General features: G+C 43.3%; 22 protein-coding genes and 1 tRNA gene. 4 read left to right on the top strand and 19 right to left on the bottom strand.

Translation table 11 applies throughout. The features are described 5' to 3' along the window. Positions 1-27: 27 nt before the first annotated feature. From B5J93_RS01915 to B5J93_RS01905, 3 genes are all read right to left on the bottom strand, one after another. On the bottom strand, positions 28-555 hold the full coding sequence (locus B5J93_RS01915; protein ID WP_079324175.1) for a GTP-binding protein: 528 nt from the start codon (positions 553-555) through the stop codon (positions 28-30). 257 nt (positions 556-812) lie between these two features. Further along, on the bottom strand, positions 813-1,931 hold the full coding sequence (locus tag B5J93_RS01910) for a hypothetical protein (protein WP_143823472.1): 1,119 nt from the start codon (positions 1,929-1,931) through the stop codon (positions 813-815). Positions 1,932-2,710: 779 nt separating this feature from the next. Further along, the gene (locus tag B5J93_RS01905; protein ID WP_079324173.1) at positions 2,711-3,388 is read right to left on the bottom strand and encodes a DUF4230 domain-containing protein; all 678 of its coding nucleotides are present in this window, start codon (positions 3,386-3,388) and stop codon (positions 2,711-2,713) included. Positions 3,389-3,550: 162 nt separating this feature from the next. Here B5J93_RS01905 and B5J93_RS01900 point away from each other — a divergent pair, with 162 nt between their 5' ends. Both B5J93_RS01900 and B5J93_RS01895 read left to right on the top strand, forming a co-directional pair. Next, positions 3,551-5,278 carry a proline--tRNA ligase gene (locus B5J93_RS01900; protein ID WP_079324172.1) on the top strand — a complete coding sequence of 576 codons (1,728 nt, stop codon included), beginning with the start codon at positions 3,551-3,553 and terminating at the stop codon, positions 5,276-5,278. Between the two features lie 126 nt (positions 5,279-5,404). Continuing rightward, positions 5,405-7,552, top strand: a complete 2,148-nt coding sequence (locus B5J93_RS01895) for a M3 family metallopeptidase (RefSeq protein ID WP_079324171.1) — start codon at positions 5,405-5,407, stop codon at positions 7,550-7,552. A gap of 146 nt (positions 7,553-7,698) precedes the next feature. Here B5J93_RS01895 and queF read toward each other — a convergent pair whose 3' ends face one another. From queF to B5J93_RS01870, 5 genes are all read right to left on the bottom strand, one after another. After that, complete coding sequence (gene queF, locus B5J93_RS01890; protein ID WP_079324170.1) at positions 7,699-8,556, bottom strand: NADPH-dependent 7-cyano-7-deazaguanine reductase QueF; 858 nt, start codon at positions 8,554-8,556, stop codon at positions 7,699-7,701. A gap of 80 nt (positions 8,557-8,636) precedes the next feature. Continuing rightward, positions 8,637-9,407, bottom strand: a complete 771-nt coding sequence (locus B5J93_RS01885) for an ABC transporter permease (RefSeq protein WP_079324169.1) — start codon at positions 9,405-9,407, stop codon at positions 8,637-8,639. Then, on the bottom strand, positions 9,400-10,380 hold the full coding sequence (locus B5J93_RS01880) for an ABC transporter ATP-binding protein (RefSeq protein ID WP_079324168.1): 981 nt from the start codon (positions 10,378-10,380) through the stop codon (positions 9,400-9,402). The genes B5J93_RS01885 and B5J93_RS01880 overlap by 8 nt, the downstream gene beginning before the upstream one ends. 95 nt (positions 10,381-10,475) lie before the next feature. Next, positions 10,476-11,159, bottom strand: coding sequence for a metallophosphoesterase (locus B5J93_RS01875; RefSeq protein WP_079324167.1), 684 nt, complete (start codon positions 11,157-11,159; stop codon positions 10,476-10,478). Positions 11,160-11,242: 83 nt separating this feature from the next. After that, on the bottom strand, positions 11,243-11,788 hold the full coding sequence (locus B5J93_RS01870) for a c-type cytochrome (RefSeq protein ID WP_079324166.1): 546 nt from the start codon (positions 11,786-11,788) through the stop codon (positions 11,243-11,245). Between the two features lie 192 nt (positions 11,789-11,980). Here B5J93_RS01870 and B5J93_RS01865 point away from each other — a divergent pair. Beyond that, positions 11,981-12,057, top strand: a tRNA-Arg gene (locus B5J93_RS01865). Between the two features lie 49 nt (positions 12,058-12,106). On the opposite strand, the gene gloA is transcribed toward B5J93_RS01865, so the two are convergent. From gloA to B5J93_RS01815, 10 genes are all read right to left on the bottom strand, one after another. Then, a complete protein-coding gene (gloA, locus tag B5J93_RS01860) occupies positions 12,107-12,640 on the bottom strand; it encodes a lactoylglutathione lyase (RefSeq protein ID WP_079324165.1) in 534 nt (177 codons plus the stop codon). A 55-nt stretch (positions 12,641-12,695) separates the two neighbouring features. Then, entirely contained in the window at positions 12,696-13,319 is a 624-nt protein-coding gene (locus B5J93_RS01855; RefSeq protein ID WP_079324164.1) for a carbonic anhydrase, read from the bottom strand. A 55-nt stretch (positions 13,320-13,374) separates the two neighbouring features. Then, entirely contained in the window at positions 13,375-14,376 is a 1,002-nt protein-coding gene (locus B5J93_RS01850; protein WP_079324163.1) for a hypothetical protein, read from the bottom strand. A gap of 45 nt (positions 14,377-14,421) precedes the next feature. Beyond that, positions 14,422-15,522 (bottom strand): 3-dehydroquinate synthase, encoded by a 1,101-nt coding sequence (aroB, locus tag B5J93_RS01845; protein ID WP_079324162.1) that lies wholly within the window; start codon positions 15,520-15,522, stop codon positions 14,422-14,424. Between the two features lie 46 nt (positions 15,523-15,568). Continuing rightward, the gene (locus tag B5J93_RS01840) at positions 15,569-16,177 is read right to left on the bottom strand and encodes a shikimate kinase (RefSeq protein ID WP_079324161.1); all 609 of its coding nucleotides are present in this window, start codon (positions 16,175-16,177) and stop codon (positions 15,569-15,571) included. Positions 16,178-16,298: 121 nt separating this feature from the next. After that, a complete protein-coding gene (locus B5J93_RS01835; RefSeq protein ID WP_079324160.1) occupies positions 16,299-18,395 on the bottom strand; it encodes a type IV pilus secretin PilQ in 2,097 nt (698 codons plus the stop codon). A 32-nt stretch (positions 18,396-18,427) separates the two neighbouring features. Beyond that, positions 18,428-18,958: a pilus assembly protein PilP gene (locus B5J93_RS01830; RefSeq protein ID WP_079324159.1), complete on the bottom strand. Its 531-nt coding sequence runs from the start codon at positions 18,956-18,958 to the stop codon at positions 18,428-18,430. Further along, positions 18,955-19,809 carry a type IV pilus inner membrane component PilO gene (locus B5J93_RS01825; RefSeq protein ID WP_079324158.1) on the bottom strand — a complete coding sequence of 285 codons (855 nt, stop codon included), beginning with the start codon at positions 19,807-19,809 and terminating at the stop codon, positions 18,955-18,957. The genes B5J93_RS01830 and B5J93_RS01825 overlap by 4 nt, the downstream gene beginning before the upstream one ends. Further along, positions 19,778-20,671, bottom strand: a complete 894-nt coding sequence (locus B5J93_RS01820) for a PilN domain-containing protein (RefSeq protein ID WP_079324157.1) — start codon at positions 20,669-20,671, stop codon at positions 19,778-19,780. The genes B5J93_RS01825 and B5J93_RS01820 overlap by 32 nt, the downstream gene beginning before the upstream one ends. Then, entirely contained in the window at positions 20,671-21,726 is a 1,056-nt protein-coding gene (locus B5J93_RS01815) for a pilus assembly protein PilM (protein WP_079324156.1), read from the bottom strand. Before B5J93_RS01815 ends, B5J93_RS01820 begins: the two co-directional genes overlap by 1 nt. Before the next feature lie 261 nt (positions 21,727-21,987). Between B5J93_RS01815 and B5J93_RS01810 the strand changes: the two genes are divergently transcribed. Then, positions 21,988-24,699 carry a penicillin-binding protein 1A gene (locus B5J93_RS01810; RefSeq protein WP_079324155.1) on the top strand — a complete coding sequence of 904 codons (2,712 nt, stop codon included), beginning with the start codon at positions 21,988-21,990 and terminating at the stop codon, positions 24,697-24,699. Between the two features lie 309 nt (positions 24,700-25,008). Here the strand turns inward: B5J93_RS01810 and B5J93_RS01805 are convergent, their stop codons facing one another. Continuing rightward, positions 25,009-26,322, bottom strand: a complete 1,314-nt coding sequence (locus tag B5J93_RS01805; protein ID WP_079324154.1) for a CitMHS family transporter — start codon at positions 26,320-26,322, stop codon at positions 25,009-25,011.

The raw sequence follows: 26,322 nt of genomic DNA, 5'->3' as shown, positions 1-26,322 counted from the left end.
ATTTGTATGTCAGTGTTGTCAAGTGATTTACTCAGACTGTTCTAGGCTAGCGATGATGCTCTCAACGAGCAACAAGACATCTTCACGTTTACGCATGTCCACAGGAAATAGCGGTAAATTACGCCCAATGCTCGCTAGATAATCACGATAAATGGAGAATTCACGCTCGGGCATTTTGTCCACTTGACTGATACCCAGCACGATACGACCATCATAAATGCCATCAAAAGTCTTTAAATAATGTGCCAAATCTGCCACAGGATCAGGCGCCGAATGATCAATCAAAATCACCACGCCCAAAGCACCTTGGGATAGGATGGGCCAAATGAAGTTAAAACGCTCCTGCCCTGGGGTGCCATAAAGACCAATACTTGCCCCACCATCAATGGTCAGCTCACCATAGTCCATGCCGACTGTGGTCAAAAGCTTGGCGTTGGTATCAAGGTCGGTATTCATGACCTCGGTTGAGACCACAGGAATGTCAGAGAGACTAGAGATGGCCTGGGTCTTACCTGCACCCATAGGACCACTAAATACGATTTTAAGACGTTGCATAAGTGCTACCCAAATAACTATATTAAATATATTGGCTTTGGTTCAAAAAAGTATGCTACAAAGAAAACCATTCGTGGTGAGCTTGTCGAACCATAACGGTTTTCCAACCCTTCGACAGGCTCAGGGCGAACGGAAAACCTAGTTCAGCATACTTTTTGGACTACTATCAATATATTAAATATAAATAACATGAAAATGTAAATAATGATAAATTTATTGTATGATAAAAATAAAAACATTGCAATTAGGACGTGTCATCACAGCCCCAGTTTGCGACGCAGACGTGACAAGAAACCGATTTTCTCTTGTTGTTCGGCGGTTTTTGGCTCAGGTCTTGGTTCAGGCTCGCTCACAGATGCAGACGCTGTGACTGTCACTGGTGCCACGGTCGATGTCTGCATGATGGTCGCATTCACGTTTTGGTAGTTATCATCCATCAAATGCTGAGAGAGCAGTAGCGAGACAATCACTTTTTGGACGACAGGACGACCCAGTCCCGTGCGTGCCACAATTTCATCTACCGTACGTGCCGTATCTTCTAGGGCAACCATTGTCCGCAAGATAATGCGTCTGTCGGCGTTATTATCAGGCTTTGCCCATGAACGAAGCTGATAGCGGGCATTGCCATCGATGAGTGGTAATAACTTCTCAGCATTCGCCCATGCCATCTGATACAGCCACTGATTCATGTCGAGGGCTTGCTTAGGCTCGCCTGCCACACCGCCATACACACGCAGTCGCCATGCCGTCACGTCTGCCACTTTGGCACTTTTTAGCCATACCAGCTGGCGCGCCCCATCAATGACAGCCAACACCTCTCCATCTTGGGTTAACTCAAATAAGGACTTAGGACGAGCGTGCAACGTCTTAATCAAGTCTATCACGTCATCTAACTTTGATGTGGTAGACTGTGGCGATTGTGCTGTGTGAGCAGTTTGGGCTGACTGGCTGGTTTGACTCTCCTGATTGGTTTGGGTGCTTGTTTTGTCAGGCGCACCAGACGTGCTTGATTTTTGATAAGGCAGACCCTTTAATACATCCACTTTTTCATAAAGCCAGTCATTGAAGACATTGATTTGTTTTAGGGGCAATACCAGTGAATCGCCAGCGATACCACCATCACCTGTCAGGTTGCGACTGACGTATAAGATGGGTGTGCGTGGGTGCAATTCTATTAGTTTTTGCACGCTGGTAGAATTTTTAAAATCCTGATTAATGACATACAAATCAACCTCACCCATCTGAGCGGACACCCAATCCAAATCTACGTCCAAACGCAATAGGACACGCAGATATCCTTTAAAAGTAATTTGGTCAGCAGGGCTAACACCAACCATGGCAATACGCATGGCTTTTTTGCTATTAGTACTCGTCATGATTTACTCTCAACCAAAGCAATTGCTTGGAGATTATTGGTCTAAATTGTCTAACGCCATTGTCCTGATATTTTTGACAAAGAAAACATCTGCTTGATTTTATAAGCAAACCGATACGCCATAAATCAATGTTTGATTCATGTTTTTCTTTTATCCCAATATCACATTTAATTAATACGACCATCAGTGATAATTGTTGATTTTAAATAACTTTTAAAAATTCGGTCAGAAAATTTTAAAATTTAATAAAATACCATTATCTAATATCGTGTTAAAAAATTTGGTATGGCAGTTAGAATGAGTGCTTTATTTTCATCCAAAATGAAATCGCTTCATGATGCCAATAAAAGTAATTATTAAAAGCAATTATTGATAATTCATAAAAATTTATCAAATACCAACTTGTTATTAACAAACATTGATAAAACTTAATTTTAATCAATAGTTTACAAAATTAGGCACATTTAGCGGTTATTTTGGCATGAGACCACACCAAAACATTCATTTTAAATAAACAATTAAAGATAAATCAGCAAATTTAGGTTGTTAATTTGCTGATTCTATTTTATAACATAATTTGGTTTACGGCTATACCAAACAGTAAAAATATTTTACCATTGAGCAATATTTTTATACCCATAAAAATATTATGGATATAAATTAGGCATGTTTTGTGTGTTATTTGGGCAAATTGATGATTTTATGGGCAGGTTTACCCATTTTATCAATTTGATGAAATGTTATTATTTAACATTTAAATGATTAAAAAACATACAAATTCACACCCTACACGCCCCCACATCGCCATTGACCACCACAGTCGCCCCTGTCAAGGCAAATAAGCCCTTGATTTGTTCGATGGCGTTATCGGTGGCGAGGGTCATGATGTCGCCTTGACACGCTTTTTTTAGCACTTCGGCTTTGGCGGATGTTTGGGCTTGATTTAAAATCTCAGGGTCATTATCGGCCACGCCAAACAGCCCTGTTTTCCAGTCATAGACCTGTATGTCATCAAGGAACACCTCAAACACTTGCGATGGCGGGAGCGTTACCGTGATGTTGGCGTGCGGGGCAACTTTTGGGTCGGTCTGGGGGTCAAAGGTAACTTGCACGTTGTCCGCCGTGATTTTACCCAAATCCACGCCTGCCAAAACCCGCCCACGAGCAACAAACAGCCCCTTTTGCTCGTCCTGCCATAGCTTGTACCAATTGCCTTCTTTTTGGGCGGTAATGACCGTGTCCACGCCAAAAGCAACGGTATTTAGGCGAGCCATTTTTTGGATTTCGGTAACAACACCGTCTCGGCTAATGGCGGATACGGCAGGCTCTTCGGTCAATTTTAACGTCCAAAAAACCGCCAAAAACACAATCATCGCCATGACTGCCACGATACAAAACAAGGTGAATTTATTGGCTTTTTTTACTTTGGGGGTGATAGGTGGGGTGGATGTGGTCATAACTCTCCTTTTAAAAATGCAAATTGACGTAAAACAACTCATTTAATACCATAATAGGGACAATTTTAGCATTTATCAAAAAAATTACTTGCACTGTTACCAAAGTTTACTTTAATATAATACGTTTTTACCAAATTTAAAATCAAACTTGCCGAGAATCTTATGAAAGCCAGTCAATTTACCCTAGCCACCCTTCGCAACACCCCAAGCGATGCCGACATCATCTCCGCCCAGCTTATGATAAAAGCAGGTCTGATTCGCAAACTTGCCTCAGGCTTGTATGTGTGGATGCCAACAGGCTTACGTGTGCTAAAACGAGTGGAAAAAATCGTCCGTGAAGAAATGGAGCGTATCGGTGCCCAAGAGCTACTCATGCCTGTCACCCAACCTGCCGAACTGTGGCAAGAGTCGGGACGTTGGGAAGACTATGGGGCGGAATTGCTTCGCTTTAAAGACCGTCATAGCCGTAATTTTGTGCTAGGGCCTACGCATGAAGAAGTCATCACCGACATCGCTCGGGGTGAACTAAAAAGCTACAAACAGCTCCCTGCCACTTATTATCAAATTCAAACCAAATTCCGTGATGAGATTCGCCCACGTTTTGGGGTGATGAGAGCTCGTGAATTTACCATGAAAGATGCGTATTCTTTTCATATCGACAAAGACAGCCTTGCCAAGACTTATCAAGACTTTTATGAAGCGTACAGTCGTATCTTTACCCGTTTGGGGCTTGATTTTAGGGCGGTGCAAGCGGACACGGGGTCTATTGGCGGATTTGCCAGTCATGAATTTCATGTATTAGCCGACAGTGGAGAAGACGACATTGCATTTAGCAGTGAGTCCGACTACTCGGCGAACGTGGAGCTTGCTGAAGCGGTCTGCCACGACACACGCCAGCCCCCAAGTGAGCCACGCACGGACGTGGATACGCCAAATATGCCAACCTGTGAAGAAGTGGCACAGCATTTGGGCATGGACTTGACACGCACGGTAAAAACGCTCATCGTCAAAGGCTCGTACTCAGATGACACGCCTGATATGCCAAAACTTGTCGCCCTTGTCTTGCGTGGCGACCACACCCTAAACGAGCTAAAAGCCGAGAAACTGCCCCAAATCAAAGCACCGCTAGAAATGGCAAGCGAAGATGAGATGAAAGAAGCTGGTCTCGTTAAGGGCTATATCAGTGTGGACTTGGCAAAATATGACATACCTGTGATTGCCGACAGAAGTGCATCCGTCATGGCGGATTTTGTGAGTGGGGCGAACATCGCCGATAAGCACACAAAAGGCATGAACTGGGAGCGTGATGCGGTCTATGCAGATGTTGCCGACATTCGCAACGTGGTAGACGGCGACCCAAGCCCAGACGGTAAAGGCGTACTACAAATCAAGCGTGGCATTGAAGTCGGACACATCTTTCAATTGGGCGATAAATATTCGCACGCCTTGGGCTGTATCGTCCTTGGTAAAGAAGGCAAGCCTGTTACGCTGATGATGGGCTGTTATGGCATTGGGGTTAGCCGTATCATCTCGGCAAGCCTAGAACAAAACCATGATGATAAGGGCTGTTTGTGGGCGGACACGCCAGACCCTGACGACAACATCGCCCCATTCTATGTGGCGGTCGTCCCCATGAAATCCAAAGACGGCTCAGCAGAAGCCAAAGCGGACGAGCTGTATAGCACCCTAAAAGCCAAAGGCGTAAACGTCCTATTAGACGACAGAGACGAGCGAGCGGGCGTGAAATTTGCCGATTTGGAGCTTATCGGTATCTCTCATCGTATCGTAGTGTCCGAGCGTAACTTGGCAGAGAGCAAATACGAATACGCCAAGCGTGGGAGTGATGATAAGGAGCTGCTAAGCCTTGATGAAGTGCTTGCGAAGTTCTAATACTTGCTTTAACTTTTAAAAAGGCAGACCATGCGGTTTGTCTTTTTTTCATCCATGTTCATCCATGATAACCCTTGATTTTTTAAATCACTTTGCGTAAGATAAAGTTTTTTATCAGGAGACATCATGGAACGCCGTCAATTTTTACAATTAGGAATCGGTAGCTTATTTGCCCTAAGTCTGCCTAAATTCGGCATGGCACACCCCCTACCCTTAGATTTGCCCACCACTTTACAAGACAACCCCCTACTGCATTTTGACGGCTTGCCGAGCTTTGGGGCGGTTGAGATTTCGCACATCACGCCTGCCATTGACTTTTTATTAAAACACAACAAAGACGTGGTCAAGCGTGTCTGCACCCAAAAGAGCATAACATGGGATAACTTCTACGCCCCGATAGAAGACGCCCAAAACAAACTAGACCGTGTGTGGGGCGTGGTCGCTCACTTGCATTCGGTCAAAAACTCAGATGCCCTGCGAGCGGTGTATCAAGACATCACCAAAAGCACAAGCGACTATGAGTCGTGGTTTGGTATGTATCGCCCTTTATATGAAGGCTTTAAAAAACTTGCCAAAAGCGATGCGTTTAAAACCTACACCCAAGTCCAACAAAAAGCGATAAACGATGCCTTGCTGGATTTTAAACTCTCGGGCGTGGCATTGACAGGCGACAAAGCCGAACGTTATACCCAAGTGGTCGCTCGTTTATCCGAACTATCCACCCAGTTTAGCAACAACGTACTAGATGCCGACATGGGTTGGGAGCTTATCATTGATGACAAAGCCAAACTATCAGGACTTAGCGACATTGCCCTACAAAAAGCAGAGCAATCCGCCAAATCCAAAGACAAAACAGGCTACCGTTTTGGGCTGGACGTGCCAAGCTATCTGGCAATCACCACCTACGCCGATGACAGAGAGCTACGCAAACAAATGTACGAAGCCTATCGCACTCGTGCGTCCGACAAAGGTCAAAATGCAGGCAAATGGGACAACACCCCTATTATCAACGAACTCATTGATTTGCGGCTTGAGCTTGCCCAGCTACTTGGCTACAAAAACTACGCCCAATACGTGCTTGCCAAACGCATGGCAAAAGACACCGATGAAGTATTGAGCTTTTTAAAAGATTTGCTTGCCAAAACTCGCCCCACCGCCAAAAAACAAATGCAAGAGTTGCAACAATACGGACGTGATATTGGCGTGCTAGGTCAAGATGATAAGATTGAGCCGTGGGATTTTACCTATTTGTCCGAAAAGCAAAAGCAAGCACTCTATGACATTGACAAAGAAGCCTTACGGGTGTATTTTCCTGTGGATAAAGTGTTAAACGGCATGTTTGAAGTCACTCGCCGTCTGTTTGGCGTGGACGTGCGTGAAAAAACAGGCGTATCCTTGCCCCACCCCGACACTCGCTTTTTTGAGCTGTATCAAGATGACAAACACATCGCATCATTTTATCTGGATTTATTTGCTCGTGAAAACAAGCGTGGCGGTGCGTGGCATAGCACAGCGATTGGGCATTTTAAAAAATCCACTGGCGACACCCAAAAACCTGTCTCCATGCTCGTGTGCAACTTTGGCGGAGCAACCAGCGACAAACCTGCCCTGCTACTACATGGCGAAGTAGAAACGCTGTTTCATGAGTTCGGGCATGGCTTACATCATATGCTCACGCAGGTAGACGTGCTTGCCCTGTCGGGTACTCGTGTGCCAAGAGATGCCGTGGAGTTCCCAAGCCAAATGCTAGAAAACTGGACGTGGGATAAAGATGTGCTTGCCCTTATCTCGGCTCATTATGAGACAGGCGAACCTATTGCCATGGACATGGTTCAAAAAATGCAAACCGCCAAAAACCACCTATCGGCAACTTCTATCGTCCGCCAGTTAGAGTACGCCCTATTTGATTTTCGTTTGCACGTTGAACATAAACAAGGCGACAAAAAAACACTTGCTCGCCTGCGTGATGACATTCGCCAAAACGTCTCGGTACTGGGCGAACCTGACTGGGTGCGTATGGCTCACAGCTTTAACCACATTTTTTCAGGCGGTTATTCGGCAGGGTATTATAGCTATCTGTGGTCGGAAGTGTTAGCAAGCGATGCCTTTACTCGCTTTGAGAATGAAGGGCTGTTTAACCAACAAACAGGGCAGGATTTTATCAATGCCATTTTGTCCCAAGGCGGTGCTGATGAGCCGATGAGATTGTTTGAGCGGTTTATGGGTCGCAAACCCAAAAACGATGCTCTGTTAAAGGCTCGTGGGATTGGCTAGGGCGTGCCTGTCATTGATAACATTTTTATAAAATAAGATGAAAATTTAACGTTTTAATCCATTTTTGCATGAAAAATTGCAAATACCAAAGGCAGGCACGCCCTAATAAATAAACCCTGTGATTGCAGGGTTTATTTGTATTTATGCTATTGACGAATAAGCCGTTTAATTTGCCCCTTGTCCGCATTAAATACCCGCACAGGGTTAATGTCAATCCCGCCACGTCTTGTATAATTCGCCAGCACCTTTAAAGAGACTGGCTTAAAATACGTCATCATATCAGCAAATATTCGCTCTACGCATTGCTCATGAAAGCCATTGTGCTGTCTAAACGATAAGATGTATTTTAAAAATTCGCCAAAATCCAAATCGTATTCGCTCGTCATTTCAATTTGCACCACCCCCCAGTCAGGCTGATTGGTAACAGGGCAATTTGAACGTAACAGATTGCTATAAAATTGATAAGTTACCAGTTCGCCTTTTTTGGCATTTTTTAAAAACTCACTGTCAATATCATCACTTAAAATAATGTCATCGGATGAATCATTTAAGACATCATCAATACAACTGCCGATAGGTTTTACGATATTGAGCTCATCGCCATTTAAATCAATAATCTCCACGCCCACATCAGCACCCACGCAGATAGATAAATCTTTTTGCAAAATAGTTTTTAATTCATCAATACTGCTAAATTTGGTAAAATTTAGGCTATTAAGGTAGAGTTTTAAAGATTTGGATTCCACGATATTTGGCGAATTGGCAGGAATGGTAAAACGAGCCATTGCCACCTGTGAAATGCCAATCGGATTTAGCCATGACAATTCAAAGGCTTGCCAAATATCCACGCCATGTTTTAGGTCGTCATAGCAGTTATTAAAATCAAATCCCACGTCTTTTAAAATCTCATCTCGTCCGATTTGCCGAGAAATGGGATATAAAATGGTGGGGTCATAGGTTTTTGAATAAGTGGTGCTTTCGCCTAGTACGCCGTGAATGCTCATTTGTGTTTGCCTTTTGATTTATCTTTTATTATGGTGGGCAAATTGCAATTCACCCCTACAAATTTAAATTTAATATTAAATTAAGAAAGCCGAATTCTTTTACCATCTTTTAATATTTTATATGCCACGCCATAAAACATTGCACAAAATATCAAAATCGCCAATAACGAATAACCGACATTGACATCAGAATGCCCCAATATGCCATAGCGAAAAGCATTGACCATATAAACAATGGGGTTGAGTAGGGATAAATTTTGCCAAAATGGTGATAAATTTTCCAACGAATAAAATACCCCACCCAAATAAGTCAAAGGCGTTAAAATAAAACTTGGCACAATAGAAATATCATCAAACGAGCGGGCAAATACCGCATTGATAAAACCGCCCAATGAAAATAATACGGAAGTGCCAATAATGGTAATCAGCATAATTGGCAAACTGCTAATCGTCAATTTAGTAAAAAATAACGCCACAATGCTCACAATCAAGGCAATGGCAAGCCCACGAAACACACCACCGCCCACATAGCCCAATAATATAGCGTGCTTGGATATGGGCGAGACCAGCATTTCATCAATACTGCCATGAAATTTGGTGCTAAAAAATGATGAAACAACATTAGAATAACTGTTGGTAATGACCGACATCATAATGAGACCTGGCACGATAAACTGCATATAACTAACACCGCCCATTTTTCCGACACGAGAGCCAATCATTTGCCCGAATATCACAAAATACAGCGTCATGGTAATGACAGGTGGTAATAAGGTTTGGGGCCAAATACGAACAATGCGTTTAATTTCTTTAAATAATAGGGTGTTAAAGGCGGTTAATTGATTATTCATGATTTTCCCCATTATTTAATTTATTTTCATCTTTCATTTTGCCTTTATGAAAATGGCTATCTACCACACCCATAAATAATTCTTCTAGGCGGTTGGCTTTATTTCTCATGCTGACAATTTGGATATTTAGGTTGTTTAATTGGGTAAATACGTCATTTAAATGTTGGGTTTTATTAAGCGTGATTTCTAAAGTTTTATTATCTGCCAAAGTGATATGGCTAATGTTATTTAGAACTGGGGTATTTTTTAATTCATCTTTTAAATCAAAGACAAAGGTTTCTAAGGATAACTGCGTCAGCAATGATTTCATCTCAGTGTTAATTAAAATCTCGCCATGATTTAATATGGCGATGTATTTACATAACTGCTCGGCTTCTTCTAAATAATGGGTCGTCAAAATAATACTTGTGCCTTCATCTTTATTAATACGCTCCATAAAATCCCACATAGAACGGCGCAATTCAATATCCACCCCTGCAGTCGGCTCGTCTAATATCAAAAGCCTAGGGCGATGCATTAAAGCACGGGCAATCATCAAACGGCGTTTCATACCGCCAGAGAGTGAACGAGCCTTTTCATCTCGCTTATCCCAAAGCCCCAATTCTTTTAATAAAAATTCGGCTCGTGGCAAGGCGTCTTTCTTTTTTATGCCATAATAGCCCGCTTGCGTGATAAGAATGTCCAAGCATTTCTCAAATTGATTAAAATTAAATTCTTGGGGAACAACGCCCAAATAAGACTTGGCAAGGCTTGGATTTTTGTGCAAATCCACACCAAAAATCTCCACCGTGCCGTCTGTTTGGGGAAATAATGAGCTGATGATACCAATCATCGTGGATTTGCCCGCTCCATTTGCCCCAAGCAAGGCAAAAAATTCACCCTGTGGCACGGTCAAATCCACGCCTTTTAGGGCGGCAGTGCCATTGGGATAGGTTTTTTTAAGGTTGGTTATTTTTAAAGCTGGTGTGGTCATGATTTAGTTTTTAAAAATTTTATAATTAAATTAGGGCAAATAACAAAAAGACAAATTCACTTTTTAAATAAGTTATTTAAATCAATACAAGTTAATTAAAAGAAATTGCTTACGTCTGTAACATAGAAATCGCCGTCATTATCCGCCTGATAGAGCTTTTTGCCATTTACTTCTATCGCCGTCAAACAACCGTCCCCATACGCCCAAGTGTCAATGCAGATAATGCCGTTTTGAAATAACACCTGTCCGTCTCGCTGTTCGGTATGCCCGCAAATCACGGTTTTGCCTGAGACATGAGCGACATGGTCGTTTTCTAATGTACGCCAGCGTAGGGCATAATCATTTTGTTTATCCATTGGCAAATATGGATAAATGGACGCATGACAAAAGATAAAATCTTCTGTTTCATGATAATCCACGGTTTTATTTAAAAAACCCACATAATTAAATGGCAAATGTAAACACTCTGACCGCATGGGCATTAGATTAAAAGATTGCAAGGTTTTATCGCCACCGACTTTCAGCCAAAATTCAAAGTCATCTTTGTATTTTAACCCTGCCAGCATAATCAGCTCGTGATTACCCATGATAAAGACCGTTTGGCAGATGTCAGATAAATTCATCAATATATCCAGCACGCCTTTGCTGTCATCGCCACGATTGACATAATCGCCCAAAAAGATAAGTGTGTCATCGAAGGTTGGCTGTATGCCGTCTATCAGCGTGGCTAGGGCAACCTTACTGCCGTGAATGTCGCCAATGGCGAAAACTCTTGCCATGATTTACCTTTTAATACAAAAGACAAAAAACGCCAAACAGCCTAAGCGGTTATCCACCTAAGCCATTTGAACTATTTAATGAATTATTGCGATTGGGAAATGATATAATCAACCGCGTTTTTCACTTCATCATCAGAGATGTCTGCACCGCCACGAGCAGGCATGGCGTTAAAGCCATTGATGGCGTGGTCGTACAAAGTTGCCTTACCTTTGGCGATACGTGGAGCCCAATCGGCTGTACCTTTTTTTGGCGCTCCCACCAAGCCCGCATCATGACAGGTCGCACAGATGGCATTATAAAGCTGGTCACCAGGGCGAGCCACACCTTCTACCGCAGGGGCTAGCACAGTGATGTTAATGTCGCACTCTTCGCCATCAAAGCACACTTTACCCACAGGGGCAATACGTGCCACCAGTTGTGGGTACATGGCGATGAGCTTTTTGACCTGAGCACTGTCCTCAGGGATGGCTTCTTTTTTGGCTTCTGCTTTGGGTGCTTCTGCAATCGCGGTCTCTGCCTGAGTCTCGGTCGTTGCTTCTGCATTGGCAGGTGCTTCACTTGCTTGGCTGGTCATCACGCCAGAAATTGCCAACAATGTGGCAAAAGATAAAGTTACAATTTTTTTCATTGTCTTATCTCGTTTGGCCTTGAATAATCTTGTTATTCTGGGTTTGGGAAATTTACCCTACTATTATAAGGGAAAATAGGGATGAAATGCCACGTTTTTTATGTAATTTGTAAAAAATTAGCAAGATTTTTTGGTATTTTTACAAAAACATGGTAATTTTGGCAAAAATCTGCTAAAATACCGCCCTTAAATGTGCCTGTAGCTCAGTTGGATAGAGTGTTGGCCTCCGAAGCCAAAGGTCGTGGGTTCAATTCCCGCCAGGCACGCCATTTATCATTGATAAAATGAAAAACACGCCCAAAAGCGTGTTTTTTGTTTTTAACCTTTTAGCTCAATAATCTCCACCCAGTAGCCATCTGGGTCTTTGATAAAGGCGATGTCTTTCATGCTACCATCTTCGGGGCGTTTTTGGAATACGACATTGTTTTCATCAAACCACGCCACTGCTTTTGCCAAATCAGGCACGGCAAAGCAGATATGCCCAAAGCCTCTGGGGTCGCTGTTGCCGTCATGATAGCTAAAATCAGCATCATTTTCGGTGCCGTAGTTGTGCGTGAGTTCTAGAATACCACGTTGGCGAGAGACATAAGCAGTCAGGTTCTCTGTGGCAGGCAAATTATCACGCTCATCTTTGGTTAATTTTGCCAAAAAATACAAGTCAAATTTGGCATCAGGGAATTGGCTATGGCGTAACAAAGTCATGCCAAGCACGCCTGTATAAAATTCTAGCGACTTGACAGGGTCTTTGATGCGTAGCATGGTGTGGTTAAAGGTAAAGCCCTCGGACGCTATTGGAATGTCTTTAACGCCATTGGCGGTCAAGGCTTGGGTAGGTTGGGTGATGGTCGTCATAATGACTCCTCTTTTTGATTTAACATACTTTCAAAACACTTTTGCAATAACAAATTTATTCAAAAAAATTCACTTTGCCAGTTGCCACATCATACTCTGCTCCGACAATGGTCAGTCTCCCACTATTAACCATGTCCTCTAAACTGCGTGAGCCTGATTTTAATTGGCTCACCGACAGTCGCACATTGGCACGCACAGCATGGTCAATGAACTCGTCTATGTTTATCTTGCCATCGCCTGCGGTGAGTATCTCATGTAGGTTGTACACGCTGGGGCGAATTCTATCAACGATGGATTGCAAATTGGGCGAATAATACTGCTCAGGATTGATGAGTGTCTCAACACATGCCGTTACCGCCCCGCAGTGGCTATGTCCTAGCACCACCACAAGTTCGGTGCCAAATTTCTCGGCAGCGAACTCTACCGAACCAATCTGTGACGGGGCAACGACATTGCCCGCCACTCGGATGACAAACAACTCGCCCAATTTTTGGTCAAAGATGAGCTCTACTGGCACACGAGCGTCCGAACACCCCAAAATAATGGCAGATGGCAACTGCTCTTCTACCAGTATCGGCGGAGGCTGATGATGTTCTTTGGCGTTTTTGATTTTTTCAACATAACGCAAATTACCCGCTTTTAACTGTTCTAGCACCGCTTGGGCATTTAAGTTTTTCATGGCACTTTCTGTTGGAGTTATTTAATTTGATACGTGACCGACCATTCAAATACAATCAATCATCACCTGGCATGGTCATGGGCGGGGCAGGCTCTAAGTCCGCCACATTCGCCTCCTTGGTGGGTGCAGGCTTTTCATTCTTAGGTTCAGGCTTTGGTTCATTTTTGGGTTCAGGGGTTGGCTCGGGTCTTGTTTGAGGTTTTGGCTCGACCTGACTTTCTGCTTTATTGCTACTCTTGGTATCAGCTTTTGGTTTTTCTGCCGTCTCTTTGGGTTTGATGGTAGGCGGAGCTTTGAGTTGTTTGGTCGGCTCACTCTCCTGCTCATTTAAGTCGGCAATCACGTCTTCTGCCACTGCTTTTTTGGGCGTCTCTTTTACTTCCTCTTTTGGCTTAGGTGCCTCGGCAGGGATTTCTTTTTTGGTTGGTGTTAAACGAACTGCACGAGGTGATGATTCCGAAGAATCAATCACCACTTCCGCTGAACGTTCGTAATTATCTATCATACCAACATAACGCTTCATTTCCTCAGGCATGGGTGTGACACTTTTGGGCAGTCCAAAATCCACCGTCTTTATCGCACCCAATGCCTCCTGGGTACTACCCATGATGCCATAAGTTAGGATATAACGCTGTTCGTTATTGGCATTATGATAGCGAAAATAAGCAAACTTATCACGGTCTCTGCGTCCTTTGAGATATTCGGTGATAATCTCATTTTGTGCCACATCCATGACTTGCACCGTCCAGCGTTTGTCATTGTCTTCAAAAAATTTTTTACCCTTAAACTGGGCAGGATAATTACGCAGGTCTCGCACCACCGTCGCAAAGTCAATGGGTGGCACTTCTTTGGAGAGCTCATTAAGATTGTCAATGGTTACTGGTAAGGCAAAGTCTTCTGCCACCGCTTTGGTTTTTTGACGTTCTTTGGTAATCTCTGGTGTGGCGTGAGAAAGCGACATTAAGAACCACAGTATCAGCATGACGCCTGCCATGATAAGCCATATCATCGCCTGTCTTCTGGATTTTTTATTAATCATCGCTACACTTTGGGTCATGGTCTTGCCTTTAATTAATACAATATTTTTAAAATTTAAAAAAAATCAATGGTTGGCGTTGAGCACTTCTGTCAACATTGCCATATCAAAATCTTTGGTGACAAACGCCTTGCCAAGCTCTTTTAATAACACCAATCGAATACTGCCGTTTTGCACTTTTTTGTCATGCCCCATCAAATCCAGTGCCACCGATGGTTCTATATAGGGTGGTTTGACGGGCAAATCAAAGATTTGTAACAAATCAACGACACGGACAACTTCGTCTTCACCAATCAATCCAAGTTTTTGCGACATTATCATCGCCTGCACCATACCCGCCGCCACTGCCTCGCCATGAAGCCAATTACCATAGCCCATGTGCGTCTCAATGACGTGTCCAAAGGTATGTCCGAAGTTTAGCAAAGCACGCACACCCGACTCACGTTCATCGCTGGCAACGATTTTGGCTTTATAGTCACAGCAGCGATACACCATCTCGCTTAGCGTCGCACCATCTCTGGCGGTGATTTTAGCAGCATTGACTTCAAGCCAATCCAAAAAGGTCTTATCAAAAATGAGTGCATATTTTACCACTTCTGCCAGTCCTGCCGCAAATTCTCTTTTGGGCAATGTATCAAATGTCGTCATGTCCGCCAACACGCACACAGGTTGCCAAAATGCCCCAATCATGTTCTTGCCAAGGGGGTGATTAATGCCTGTCTTGCCACCCACTGACGAGTCCACTTGTGCCAGTAGTGTGGTCGGCACTTGAATGAAATTTACCCCACGCATAAAGCTTGCCGCCGCAAAGCCTGTCATGTCGCCAATCACCCCGCCACCCAAGGCGATGAGCGTACAATCCCGAGCAAAGTGGTTTTTCATGAGTGCATCATAAATGGCATTGATATGCTCTTGGTTTTTATACTGCTCACCATCGGGCAAGACACAGCTCTCAACCATCAAGCCCTGTGCTGCCAAATGTTTAGTTAAATCGGTCAAATACAAAGGGGCAATGGTCGTATTGGTCACGATAAGCACCTGCTTGCCTTTGATGAATGGCAAAATAGGAATTGCCAAATCTATCTGACCTGCGGTGCTAGCACCAATAAAAATGGGATAATCGTGACTCTGGGTTTGGACAGTGAGTGTATTGGTAATGTGTGTCATGATGCTACTTTGAAATTTACTGTAAATGTCTTAATTGATTTAAATATTAAGATGTTTGCTGATTCTCAATATTTTTGGCATAAGCGATAAGAACATCAAGTATCTCTGCCATCATTTGCTTGGGGTAAGCCCTTCCTGTGGCGACAGTAATGTCTGCCACCTCTTGATATAATGGTGATCGTCTTTGATAAAGCGTTTCTAATACCGCTCTGGGATTATCTGTTTGGAGTAGGGGGCGATTTTTGTCTTTTTTGGTGCGATGGATTTGGGTGTCCACGCTCGCATCCAAAAATATCACCAAACCACGTTTTAGATATTCTCGATTGCATTCACGCTCAACCACACCGCCACCTGTAGCCAGTACAATGCTTGACATGGTGGACAGCTCATCCATGGCACAACTCTCACGCTCACGAAAGCCTGACTCACCCTCTTTTTGAAAAATCCATGGAATGTCCGCCCCTGCTTTTTCGCTGATACACCAATCTATATCCCAAAAAGGGCGTTTTAAATGTTTGGCAAGCAGTTTACCAATGGTTGTCTTACCCGCCCCCATCGGTCCCACCAAAAAGATAGACGGCAATAAATGGGCATAGTGATGAATGGGTTTTTGGACAAACACCTCTTCAATCACCGCCGATTCTTCTATACTCATAATAACATCACTAAAAATAAATGTTCTATGATACAAGTTTTGGGCGATTATGGCTAGTGCTTTTTTGTGAACACAAAACAAAAAGCAGACTATTAGCCTGCTTTTTGTTTGAACTGTAAAATTAGTAGCGACTCACACCGTCATTAATAATCTTAGGTGTGATAAAAATAAGAAGCTCTTCTTTTACATTTGACTTAACATCACTTCTAAATAAACGTCCCACACCAGGTAAATCACCTAAAAATGGTACTTTAGATTGAGTATTACCAATGGTATTGCGGAATACTCCACCAAGCACTACAGTTTGCCCATCTTCCAAAATAACATTAGTCTGAACCGAGTCCTCATTAATTGGCACTGCACCAAATCTTGCATTCGCATAATCAGGTACTCCATTCTTAATATCTAACTCAAGACCAATCTTGCCTTCTGGTGTAATGTTTGGGGTTGCCTCCAATATGAGTGCAGCATCTTTAAATGTTACAGCAGTTGCACCACTAGCTGAAGCTTGTAAATAGGGGACTTGTGTACCAGAGGCCACCCTAGCTTTTTGCTTATCAGCCGTTAGCACTTTTGGTGAAGAGATAACTTCACCACGATTGTCTGCTTGCATTGCTGATAATTCCAACTGAAGAATAGAATCAGCAATATTTAATAAACCAAGAGAGATGCCACTAGTCGCTGCGGTCAAACCCAAATCAACTGCATATCTCGGGGTGGTATTGTTTTTTGCATCAAAACCATCAATTCCCATAATAACACCATCATTACCATGATGTTGCAGACCCCATCTTACACCAAGTTCTTTAGAAAAACTATCCGACGCCTTAACAATACGTGCTTCAATCATGACCTGCTTAACAGGAATGTCAATTTTTTCAATGAGCTCACGAATGCTAGCAATGCTTTCTGCCGTATCGTTAATAATAATGGTATTAGTTCGGCCATCAAAGGTTGCACTACCACGAGGGCTAAATAACGAAGTTTGATTTGAGCCAGTTCCAGATGATGAGCTATCTGCTTTATCTAATAATTCGTGAACATCTTCCGCCTTTGCATAATTCAAACGAATATATTCTTTACGCAAAGGTGCAAGATCTGTTACCTTTTTAGCATCTTCTAACTCTTTAATTTCGCGTGCTGCCAACTCTTCAGCAGGAGCTACCAAAATCACATTACCATTTTTGCGTTGACCCAAATTTTTACTTTTTAGGATAATATCCAAAGCCTGATCCCATGGCACATTAATAAGTCTTAATGTAATATTACCCTGCACATTATCAGCAGCAACAATATTGTTTTCGGTGAATTGGCCTAATACATCTAGCACTGTACGTACTGACACATCCTGGAATTCCATTGATAACGGTTCACCAGTATAGACCTTCTCTTCAATGGTCGGTTCACGGAGCATTTTTGGTGGCAATACTGAGATGTTAAGTGTTGCACCTGATTGATAGGCTTGGTACTCAAAATCACCTTTCATGTTAACTGTAATAACACCGCTTTGACCTTGGTTTCTTGCATCAATATCTGCCACCAAGCCACTGCCGTTAATACGTTTTAGCAAGTGCCGTGGAATGGTAGTGCCACTGGTGCGAACAACCAATTTATTGCCTTGACGCTGTACATCCACAGGAATAGACTCATTGGTCAGCCCCACAGTGATATTACCACCGTTCGCATTACCAGAATAATTAACTGTTGACACGCCATCATAATTACTTGCCAATGAACCAGAGGTAGGGGCAAGTAAAGGATTAACTTTAACAGTCATCGCTTGAGAAGTTGGTGCAGGTTGATTGTTAATCACTTGAGAGCTTGCCACTCCACCTTGTTTGATATTTACCAATAACACATTTCCTTCAACGGTACTGGTATAACTTGCTTGGTCTTTCAAGTCAATCATTAGACGAGTCATTGAGCCGTTGTTGAGTGCTGTTACCTCATTGATGACACCGCGGTTGATCGGCATATTTCTTGGCAAGCCTCCACTGGATACTTGATTAAAATCAAGAGCAAGCTGTTTGCCACCTGCTTGTTGATATGCAACTGGAGTTACAGGCTGACCATCAAAGGCAACTTTAAGTTGAGTGGTATCAGCACTGATTTGATTGGCTGATAAACCTTGAATGGCAAGAGCATGTGCTTCAACTGTGATTAGACTGATTGCTAATGCAGAGTAAGCAAAGGCAGATTTTTTGGTGAAAATATTCATTATTTTATCCTCGGAATAAATCTAGTTGGCTTTTAATTTGGCGAAACCAAATTGGCGGTTTTTTCAACATATTGATCATTAGTATCTTTGACAATCTCAATCAAATTGACTTGCGTTGAAGTTATCTCAATAATACGCCCATGGTTTTTACCCAAGTAACGACCAACCTGAACGTCATGCACCATACCATCCGGAGCCTGCACAAGTCCATACTCTTGACCGTTTGGTGCAACAACTTTGCCACGATATACCAACTCTGATAATTCAAAACCTTCAAGTGGTTCTTTAATACGATTCTCATCAGGCTTAACAGCAGGGGCTTCCGCAATTTTCTGTTGTCGCTCCAACAGACTCTTCGCCACAAATGGATCACGCACATTTTGTGCACCATATTTAAAGTCTTCAATCTTTAATGGCTCTGGCGGAGGTTCAATCGTCTTAGCCTCTTGCTTGCGAATATCTTCCATCTCCGCTTCAGCAAGACTGACGCGATCTGTGCAACCTACCAATAAAGACAGAAGTATCGCCAAACCAACATTGGTTTTTAGAGAAAAATTAATCATTTGACCTCTCCTTCAGTTGACTTAACTTCTCCAGCAGTTGCATTTAAATCCACTTCTTTAGAGCGATAAGTTTTAGTTTGCAAAACCAGTTGAAGCTCAGGCATTCTATCAAGCGAAGGTTGGGGATTCTTAATCTCAAAATCATGCATGGTGATAATTCGTGGCAAAGCAGCAATACCGCTCACAAATGAACCGAATTGATGGTAATCCCCCAAACCAATAATTTGTATCGGCTGTTCAATAAAGAATTCTTGCTCTACTTCAGGTTGGACAGAAATGTCTTGGAAGCGAAGACCACTACCACTACCCACCATATTAATACCATCAACCAACTCAGGAACACGGGTATCTTTAGGAAGTTGATTAAGAAGATCAGCAAAGTCTCTTTTCATTTGTGCTACTTGATCTTCGTAAGCTTTTAGGTGACGAGCCTTAGACTCTTTCTCTCTATATTGCTCCAACAACGTTACCTGTTGAGCTTCAGCAGCTTTAATCTCGTCTAGCTTCTTGGAAATCAAAAGCACCCACGCCAAAACCAAAATAAGCACCACCATCATCACTAAGATAAAAATCTTAACCGGCAATGGTGCAGAGCCATAGTTTTGAGCATTCAATGAATTAACTTCTGCCATGAATTTTTTTGAATCAAAGGCAGGTTTTTTATTTTTGGATGTATGCTTCTTAGTCTTAGTTTTCACCTTATTCTTGGTTAAACTTTTAGACTTGGACAAACTGGGCTTACTAAGCTTAATTTTATTTCCACCATCCTCTGTTGCGACAGAAGTTTCAGCAGTAGATTTATTTTTTTCAATGGTAGTTTCATTGTTGACCTCCTGCTTGGTTATCGCCATTGGCAGTGGCAGGTTGTACGGCTTGCTCTGGAGTAATGGGTTGTGTTTCTGTTGTTGTTACCGAATTTGATTGAACTGTGGGTGCGACAGGATTTTGTGCATTATCCTGTTGTTGCACTTCAGGTGCAGGTGCATTTTCAATCCCGATTGGTACCACTTCAGGTATTGGTTCTGAACTTGACTCCACAGGTGGTAGAACAACGTCGCCACCAGATTCCAATTCAGCTTGTGCTTTTTCTTCATCACTTATTTGCGGGTTTTGCACCTTGGTTGTGACAACAAATTCTATATAATTGTCTTCAGGATAGGTAGGTCGATCAAGTTTATCATTGCTTCCACTGGTTGCTTTTTGAGTGGCAGTCTCCTGATAGGCTTCAAGCTTACTTTTAATACTAACCACTGCTGAACCATCCAACCATTCACTGGCATTTAAGTTACGAACTAAAGCTGCCACCACATTGGGGTTGTCAGCAAAACCTGTCAAAGTAATAACATCTGCTTCACGCTTAATGTTATTAAGATACATTGCTACAGGTATGGCTCTTGCCATATCATCCCATACACGTACAGGAATAGAACGACGACCTTGCAAATCTTGAATGACTTTCATCTGTGATAACATTTGCTCACGCTGAGCTTCCAAATCCTCAATGGACTTTAAAGCCACATCAAGCTGAGCATTAGCATCTTCAATACGCTTATTAGCATCTTGTTGATTGGACAAATCTTTATTTAACAGAGAAAACGCCAAAATTATTGCTAGAATTGCAAGACCTGCAGTTGCTCCTGCCAATAAATTAAATTCTTTATTTCTGCGCTCGCGTTGCTCTTTACGCCAAGGTAATAAGTTAATACGTGCCATCAGTCAAACCCTCTTAAAGCCAATCCACACGCCGCCATAAGACTTGGTGCGTCTTTTTGCAATAACGCACCGTCAATTCGAGCATCAATTGACATACTTTCAAATGGGTTTGCCACTGAAACCATGCCGCCCACACGTTGTTGCACCATCTGAGCAAGCCCAGGCAAGGCTGACGTACCACCGCACAAGACAATGTGGTCGACATTATTATATTCACTTGATGAGAAATAGAACTGCAAAGAACGACTGATTTGCTGAACAATATTTTCCATAAAAGGTGTGAGCACACTTTCATGATAATCAGCAGGCAGTGTATGTTCATGCTTACCAATGGTAGCATCATGGTAAGGAATGCTATAGCGTGACTGAATCTCCTCGGTCAACTGTGCACCGCCAAAACCTTGTTCACGGTTATAGATAAACTCACCGTCTTTAGCAATGTACAGTGTAGACTGTTTATGTCCCAAATCAATAAGTGCAACCACTTGTGGATCATTGGGCAAATTATCCACAATTAAATCAAAGGCGCGCTCAATGGCATGAGATTCAATATCCATTACCTTTGTTGTTAGACCACCCATCAGCAACGCTTCCACACGCTGATCCACATTCTCAGAACGGGAAGCGGCTAGTAGGACACGCACCAAATTCGGATCGGTCGTCGATGGTCCTAGCACCTCAAAATCCATATTCACCTCTGCCAGTGGATATGGAATATATTGTTCAGCATCTAGCTTGATTTGGGCTTCCCGGTCAGAATCAGACATGTTTGTTTCCATGTCAATGATTTTGGTAATCACTGCTGAACCTGATACCGCCGTTGCCACATCTTTGGTGCCAGCACCAGCACGACGTACCAAGCGAGCGATCGCCTCACCCACTTCTTCGCTGTTAACAATATTTTTATCAACAACCCAACCCGGCTCAAGTGGCTCAACGCCATAAGACTTCAAATGAAGTCTTCCTTGTTGTCTTGTTAGCTCAACAAGTTTAACGGAAGTGGTACTGACATCTAAGCCGATAAGATGCCGACCCTTAGGAGAAAATAGCCCCACAGACTTTATTCCTTATATTTTGACGCCGACTAAATACAATACTGCACTTAGAATAATGGCTTTTAAAGTACAATACGTTACCTTTTATTCACTAACTTGACCAGTTTAACAGTTTTGTTTACCAGTTTTGTCAGAAATCTGCTATACTTACCTGCAATTTTAACATGAATTTTGCAAAATTACACATACTTTGTAACGCATTCTTTACATAAAGAATATGATACAACATTTTGACAACAATTTTAACCACCCAGTAATGCTATGTCTCAAAAAAATACTGCCGTTCGTCTGATTTCTTATCTAAAAAACCTAATTTTGGCAATTTTTGCCTTGATTTTGATTTTGGTACTTGCCTTTCCTATCGGTTTTTATGGCATGGCAATGTACTTAGAGCCCAGTTTGCCCAACATTAAAGAATTAAAGAAGATGCCCCTAGAGATGCCTTTGCAAATCTATACAGCAGACCATAAACTCATCGGACAATATGGCAACAGATATTCATTACCTGTAGCTTATGATGACATACCAGAAACCATGATTCAAGCGTTTTTGGCGGCAGAGGATGATACCTTTTTCGAGCATAGTGGCATTAGCGTCAAAGGGCTTGGGCGTGCCATCACTGAGATGATTTCAACCACAGATGGACAAACGGGCGGTTCAAGCATTACCCAGCAAGTTGCCAAAAACTACTTTTTAAGCCCCGAGCAAACTTTTGAGCGTAAGCTAAACGAGCTGTTCATTGCCCGTAAAATCGAAAACGAGCTGTCCAAAAAAGAAATCATGACATTATATGTCAATAAGATCTACTTAGGTCAAGGAGCTTATGGTATCCGTGCCGCCGCCAAACGTTATTATAGTAAGTCATTAAATAATCTTACCATTGCAGAGATGGCAATGTTGGCGGGTCTACCCAAAGCCCCTTCTGAGTTCAACCCAGTCATCAACCCCAAACGTGCCTTAGAACGGCGCAACTGGATTATTAAGCGAATGCTTGCCAAAGGCTACATCACCCAAGCCGAGCACGATGAAGCATTAACTGCTGACATCGGGCTTAATATGTACCAAGAACAGCTTGATCTAAACCTGCCTTATATCGCTGAAATGGCACGTTCGGCACTGGTCGAGCGTTATGGGGCACAAGTCATGGACAGTGGCTGGCGAGTACAGCTGACCATTGACAGTGCCGACCAATTAAAAGCAAGGCAAGCCGTGCTAAATGGCACTTATAGTCACAATGCCTACACCAATACTGTTTATCGTGGTGTTGAAGCTCTAACGGGCGATTTGGCATATTTTAAACCTTTTACTTTTAGAGATGGCGAGCGGTTTCGTGACATGCTTCCTGCCAAAGTGGTAGAAGTCAAGAACGGTCAAATTCGTGCCGAACTCCAATCAGGCGAGACAGTGCGTGTCTTTATGAACATGCACTATGCTGACAGCAAAGTCGGGGGTAAAAGACGGGGCTTTGGCACCAACCTTGTCGCTGGCGACCGTAAAGAGCTAAAACCTGCCATTGAAGTGGGTAACATCATCCGTGTGACTAAGCAAGGCAATAGTTGGTATGTAACCCAGCCCCCACGCACCCAAGGGGCACTTGTCGCCATGAACCCCCAAAATGGTGCATTGGAAGCTGTCGCTGGCGGTTTTCATTTCAACCAAAGCAAGTTTAACCGTGCCACCCAAGGCTATCGTCAACCTGGTTCTATCATCAAACCCTTAATCTATGCTGCCACTTTTGAAAACAGCAAACTAAGCCCTGGCGATGTCATCTCAAACGCCCCCATCAAAATTGGTAATTGGCGACCTAAAAATGCAGGCGGTGGTGCTGGCGGTGCAGTTTCCATTTCTAGTGCTTTGGCACGTTCACTAAACCTACCGTCGATTCGCATGATGCAAAAGGCAGGTGTTGAACCCACTCGAGAAATGCTCTCACAGTTTGGTCTAGAAAAAGACCGCCTGCCCCAGTCTCTCACCTTAGCACTGGGGGCAACTGATGCCACTCCTTTACAGATGGCAACCGCCTATGCCACTTTCGCCAATGGCGGTCACCGCATCCAGCCTTATTTTATTGAACGTATCTATAACTTTGACAACCAAACCATCTTCCAAGCCAATCCTGTTCAAGCTTGTGCCGTTTGCTTTAATAAAGAACTTAGTAAAGTCAATACCAAACTATTAGATGGTTTTGGTCATGTCTCAGAACAAAACGAAGAAACGATGGATGAAAACAGCTTAGAACAGGCAGATAACAAAAAAACCAGCAAAGACAAGAGTGAGGAAACAAAGAAAGAAAAAGATGCAGATAAAGACACACCAAAAGTTACTGATAAAACCAAAGTACTGGTAATGCGTGTTAATACCGCTCAAAAAGAACTGGAATCTCAAATCAACGCCTACCGCAAAAAGAATCCTACGCTAGATGCCGCACCCATCTTTGACCGCCTAAGACCCAAACAAGCCATTCAGTTTGGTATTGCCGAGCAAGCACCACGCATCTTATCGGTACGCACATCTCGCTACATGGCAAGTATGCTAAAAGGTGTTATGACAGGCGGTACAGGTCGTAAGGGTAATTTCCGCTCTGACTTAGGCGGTAAAACAGGCACCACCAACCAAGCCAAAGATGTTTGGTTTGCCGGCTTGCAACGCAACCATGTGGCTGTGGTGTGGATTGGCTATGACGAGCCTGCTTCACTGGGTGCAAAAGCCTATGGTGGCACGCTTGCTATGCCTGTTTGGGTGGATTATATGAAGCATCAACTCAAAGACGAACCCACCAAATGGGTTGATGACGGTAATCTTGCCAAGAGCAAAAAAACCGAGCAAAGAATCATCGACATCACCAATGAGAATGAAGCCGAAGAAGCTCTTGCTAATGAGATTTTAGGTGATGGTGATTCAGAGATGGTAGAAAGCTCAGGCGATGAAGTTATTCCTGAGGGGGACGGCGAGAACATTCCCGAAGGACAATAACCCCCTATCCATTCTATAAAAACACGGCTATTGGTCGTGTTTTTATTTTATGGTTCATACTATAATCATATACCCAAGAGATTTTAAAATTGCTACAAACGCAATGATGAGATGCAAGGGCTAAAAATGACGACAATAAAGGATGTGCGGAGCCAACCCCTACAAACTCATGACAAATTAGGGTGTATGACATGGCTGTGGTAAATCAAGTTCATGAAATACAGCGAACCACCTCAGCACACCCACCACATACCCACAAAAAAACACGGCTCACCCACCGTGTTTTTAAACCTTAAATCGCCTTGATAATCATGGCAAAGGCACAACCCCAATCACAATCGCACTGGCAAGGGTTAATAGCGATAGCCCCCAAATCCAAAAGAACGAATAACGAATGTGCTTGCCCATAGACAGATTGGCAAGACCCAAGCCCATCCATAGTGCTGGCGATAATGGTGTAACAAACGTACCCACGATGCTACCGATAAGCATGGCATAGCCTGCCGATGTCGGAGCCACCCCTGCTTGGGTGGTGATTTGCTCAACCACAGGGAACAGTCCAAAATAATACGCATCCGTACTTAACACCAGCTCCAACGGAATGCCGATGATACCGATGATGATGTGTAGATAAGGTAGGCTTGCCGAAGGTAGTACTTTTACCAAGTCATGAGCAATCGAATCAAGCATGCCCGAACCCTTTAAGATACCCAAAAACGTCCCTGCCGCCAAGATGATACTTGCCATGACAATCGCCCCGCCTGCGTGAGCGTTAATGCGAGCAAGCTGTTCTTTGGGACTGCGATAATTGACAAGCAATATCACAGACGTGGCAATCATAAAGACATAGCCTGGGGGTAACTTGCCAGAAAACAGCAACGCCATGGTCAGCACAAAAATCGCCACATTCACCCAAAATAGTTTAGGGCGTGCCAATGCTTTTTCTTCATCACTTAGCTCAACAGGCTTGATAAGCTCACTCACATCAGGCAACACCCCAAATTCCTTGGTGATGCGTCTTTTTTCTTTGATGCCCAAAAATGTCGCCAATGCAACAATATACGTCAGAGCAATGACTTGCACACTAAACAGCGGTTGATACAACTCATTTACATCCATTTCTAGCACGGTCGCCACACGTCCTGTCGGGCCGCCCCAAGGAAGCATATTCACCACCCCGGCACTAGACGCCAACAGTAAAAACAGCATATACGGATTCATGTGTAGCTTTTTGTACAGTGGTAGTAAAGCAGGCACAACAAGCAAAAACGTGGTCGCCCCCGCTCCATCAAGCTGTGCCACCACCGACACCAGCACTGTCCCCACGCTCACGGCAACGATGTTACCCCGAGTTAGCTGAACCAATTTGTCAATCAAAGGGCGAAACAGCCCCACATCGCTCATAATCCCAAAAAACAAAATGGCGAAGATGAACATAATCACAATCTGAATGACTGATTTTGCCCCGTCGCCATAAAATTCTTTAATCTGTCCCAAATCAAATCCTGCCACCAAAATGCCAATAAATGGCACAAGCACCATGGCGATGACAGGCGAGACTTTTTCGGTAATAAGCAAACCGACAATCACAAGAATGATTGCCAAGCCGATGAGTGTCAGCAT

The sequence above is a fragment of the Moraxella equi genome, assembly GCF_002027555.1.
Taxonomy (GTDB): domain Bacteria; phylum Pseudomonadota; class Gammaproteobacteria; order Pseudomonadales; family Moraxellaceae; genus Moraxella; species Moraxella equi.
The sequence above is the reverse complement of the archived record's forward strand: the minus strand, read 5'-3'. Positions and strand labels throughout refer to the sequence as shown.

Coding starts and splice junctions, on each gene's coding strand:
- B5J93_RS01915 (WP_079324175.1), bottom strand. CDS start 555: ATGCAACGTCTTAAAATCGTATTTAGTGGTCCTATGGGTGCAGGTAAG.
- B5J93_RS01805 (WP_079324154.1), bottom strand. CDS start 26,322: ATGCTGACACTCATCGGCTTGGCAATCATTCTTGTGATTGTCGGTTTG.
- B5J93_RS01855 (WP_079324164.1), bottom strand. CDS start 13,319: ATGAAAAACTTAAATGCCCAAGCGGTGCTAGAACAGTTAAAAGCGGGT.
- B5J93_RS01810 (WP_079324155.1), top strand. CDS start 21,988: ATGTCTCAAAAAAATACTGCCGTTCGTCTGATTTCTTATCTAAAAAAC.
- queF (WP_079324170.1), bottom strand. CDS start 8,556: ATGAGCATTCACGGCGTACTAGGCGAAAGCACCACTTATTCAAAAACC.
- B5J93_RS01840 (WP_079324161.1), bottom strand. CDS start 16,177: ATGAGTATAGAAGAATCGGCGGTGATTGAAGAGGTGTTTGTCCAAAAA.
- B5J93_RS01905 (WP_079324173.1), bottom strand. CDS start 3,388: ATGACCACATCCACCCCACCTATCACCCCCAAAGTAAAAAAAGCCAAT.
- B5J93_RS01900 (WP_079324172.1), top strand. CDS start 3,551: ATGAAAGCCAGTCAATTTACCCTAGCCACCCTTCGCAACACCCCAAGC.
- B5J93_RS01835 (WP_079324160.1), bottom strand. CDS start 18,395: ATGAATATTTTCACCAAAAAATCTGCCTTTGCTTACTCTGCATTAGCA.
- B5J93_RS01850 (WP_079324163.1), bottom strand. CDS start 14,376: ATGACCCAAAGTGTAGCGATGATTAATAAAAAATCCAGAAGACAGGCG.
- B5J93_RS01885 (WP_079324169.1), bottom strand. CDS start 9,407: ATGAATAATCAATTAACCGCCTTTAACACCCTATTATTTAAAGAAATT.
- B5J93_RS01870 (WP_079324166.1), bottom strand. CDS start 11,788: ATGAAAAAAATTGTAACTTTATCTTTTGCCACATTGTTGGCAATTTCT.
- gloA (WP_079324165.1), bottom strand. CDS start 12,640: ATGACGACCATCACCCAACCTACCCAAGCCTTGACCGCCAATGGCGTT.
- B5J93_RS01895 (WP_079324171.1), top strand. CDS start 5,405: ATGGAACGCCGTCAATTTTTACAATTAGGAATCGGTAGCTTATTTGCC.
- B5J93_RS01875 (WP_079324167.1), bottom strand. CDS start 11,159: ATGGCAAGAGTTTTCGCCATTGGCGACATTCACGGCAGTAAGGTTGCC.
- B5J93_RS01830 (WP_079324159.1), bottom strand. CDS start 18,958: ATGATTAATTTTTCTCTAAAAACCAATGTTGGTTTGGCGATACTTCTG.
- B5J93_RS01910 (WP_143823472.1), bottom strand. CDS start 1,931: ATGACGAGTACTAATAGCAAAAAAGCCATGCGTATTGCCATGGTTGGT.
- B5J93_RS01880 (WP_079324168.1), bottom strand. CDS start 10,380: ATGACCACACCAGCTTTAAAAATAACCAACCTTAAAAAAACCTATCCC.
- aroB (WP_079324162.1), bottom strand. CDS start 15,522: ATGACACACATTACCAATACACTCACTGTCCAAACCCAGAGTCACGAT.
- B5J93_RS01820 (WP_079324157.1), bottom strand. CDS start 20,671: ATGGCACGTATTAACTTATTACCTTGGCGTAAAGAGCAACGCGAGCGC.
- B5J93_RS01825 (WP_079324158.1), bottom strand. CDS start 19,809: ATGGCGATAACCAAGCAGGAGGTCAACAATGAAACTACCATTGAAAAA.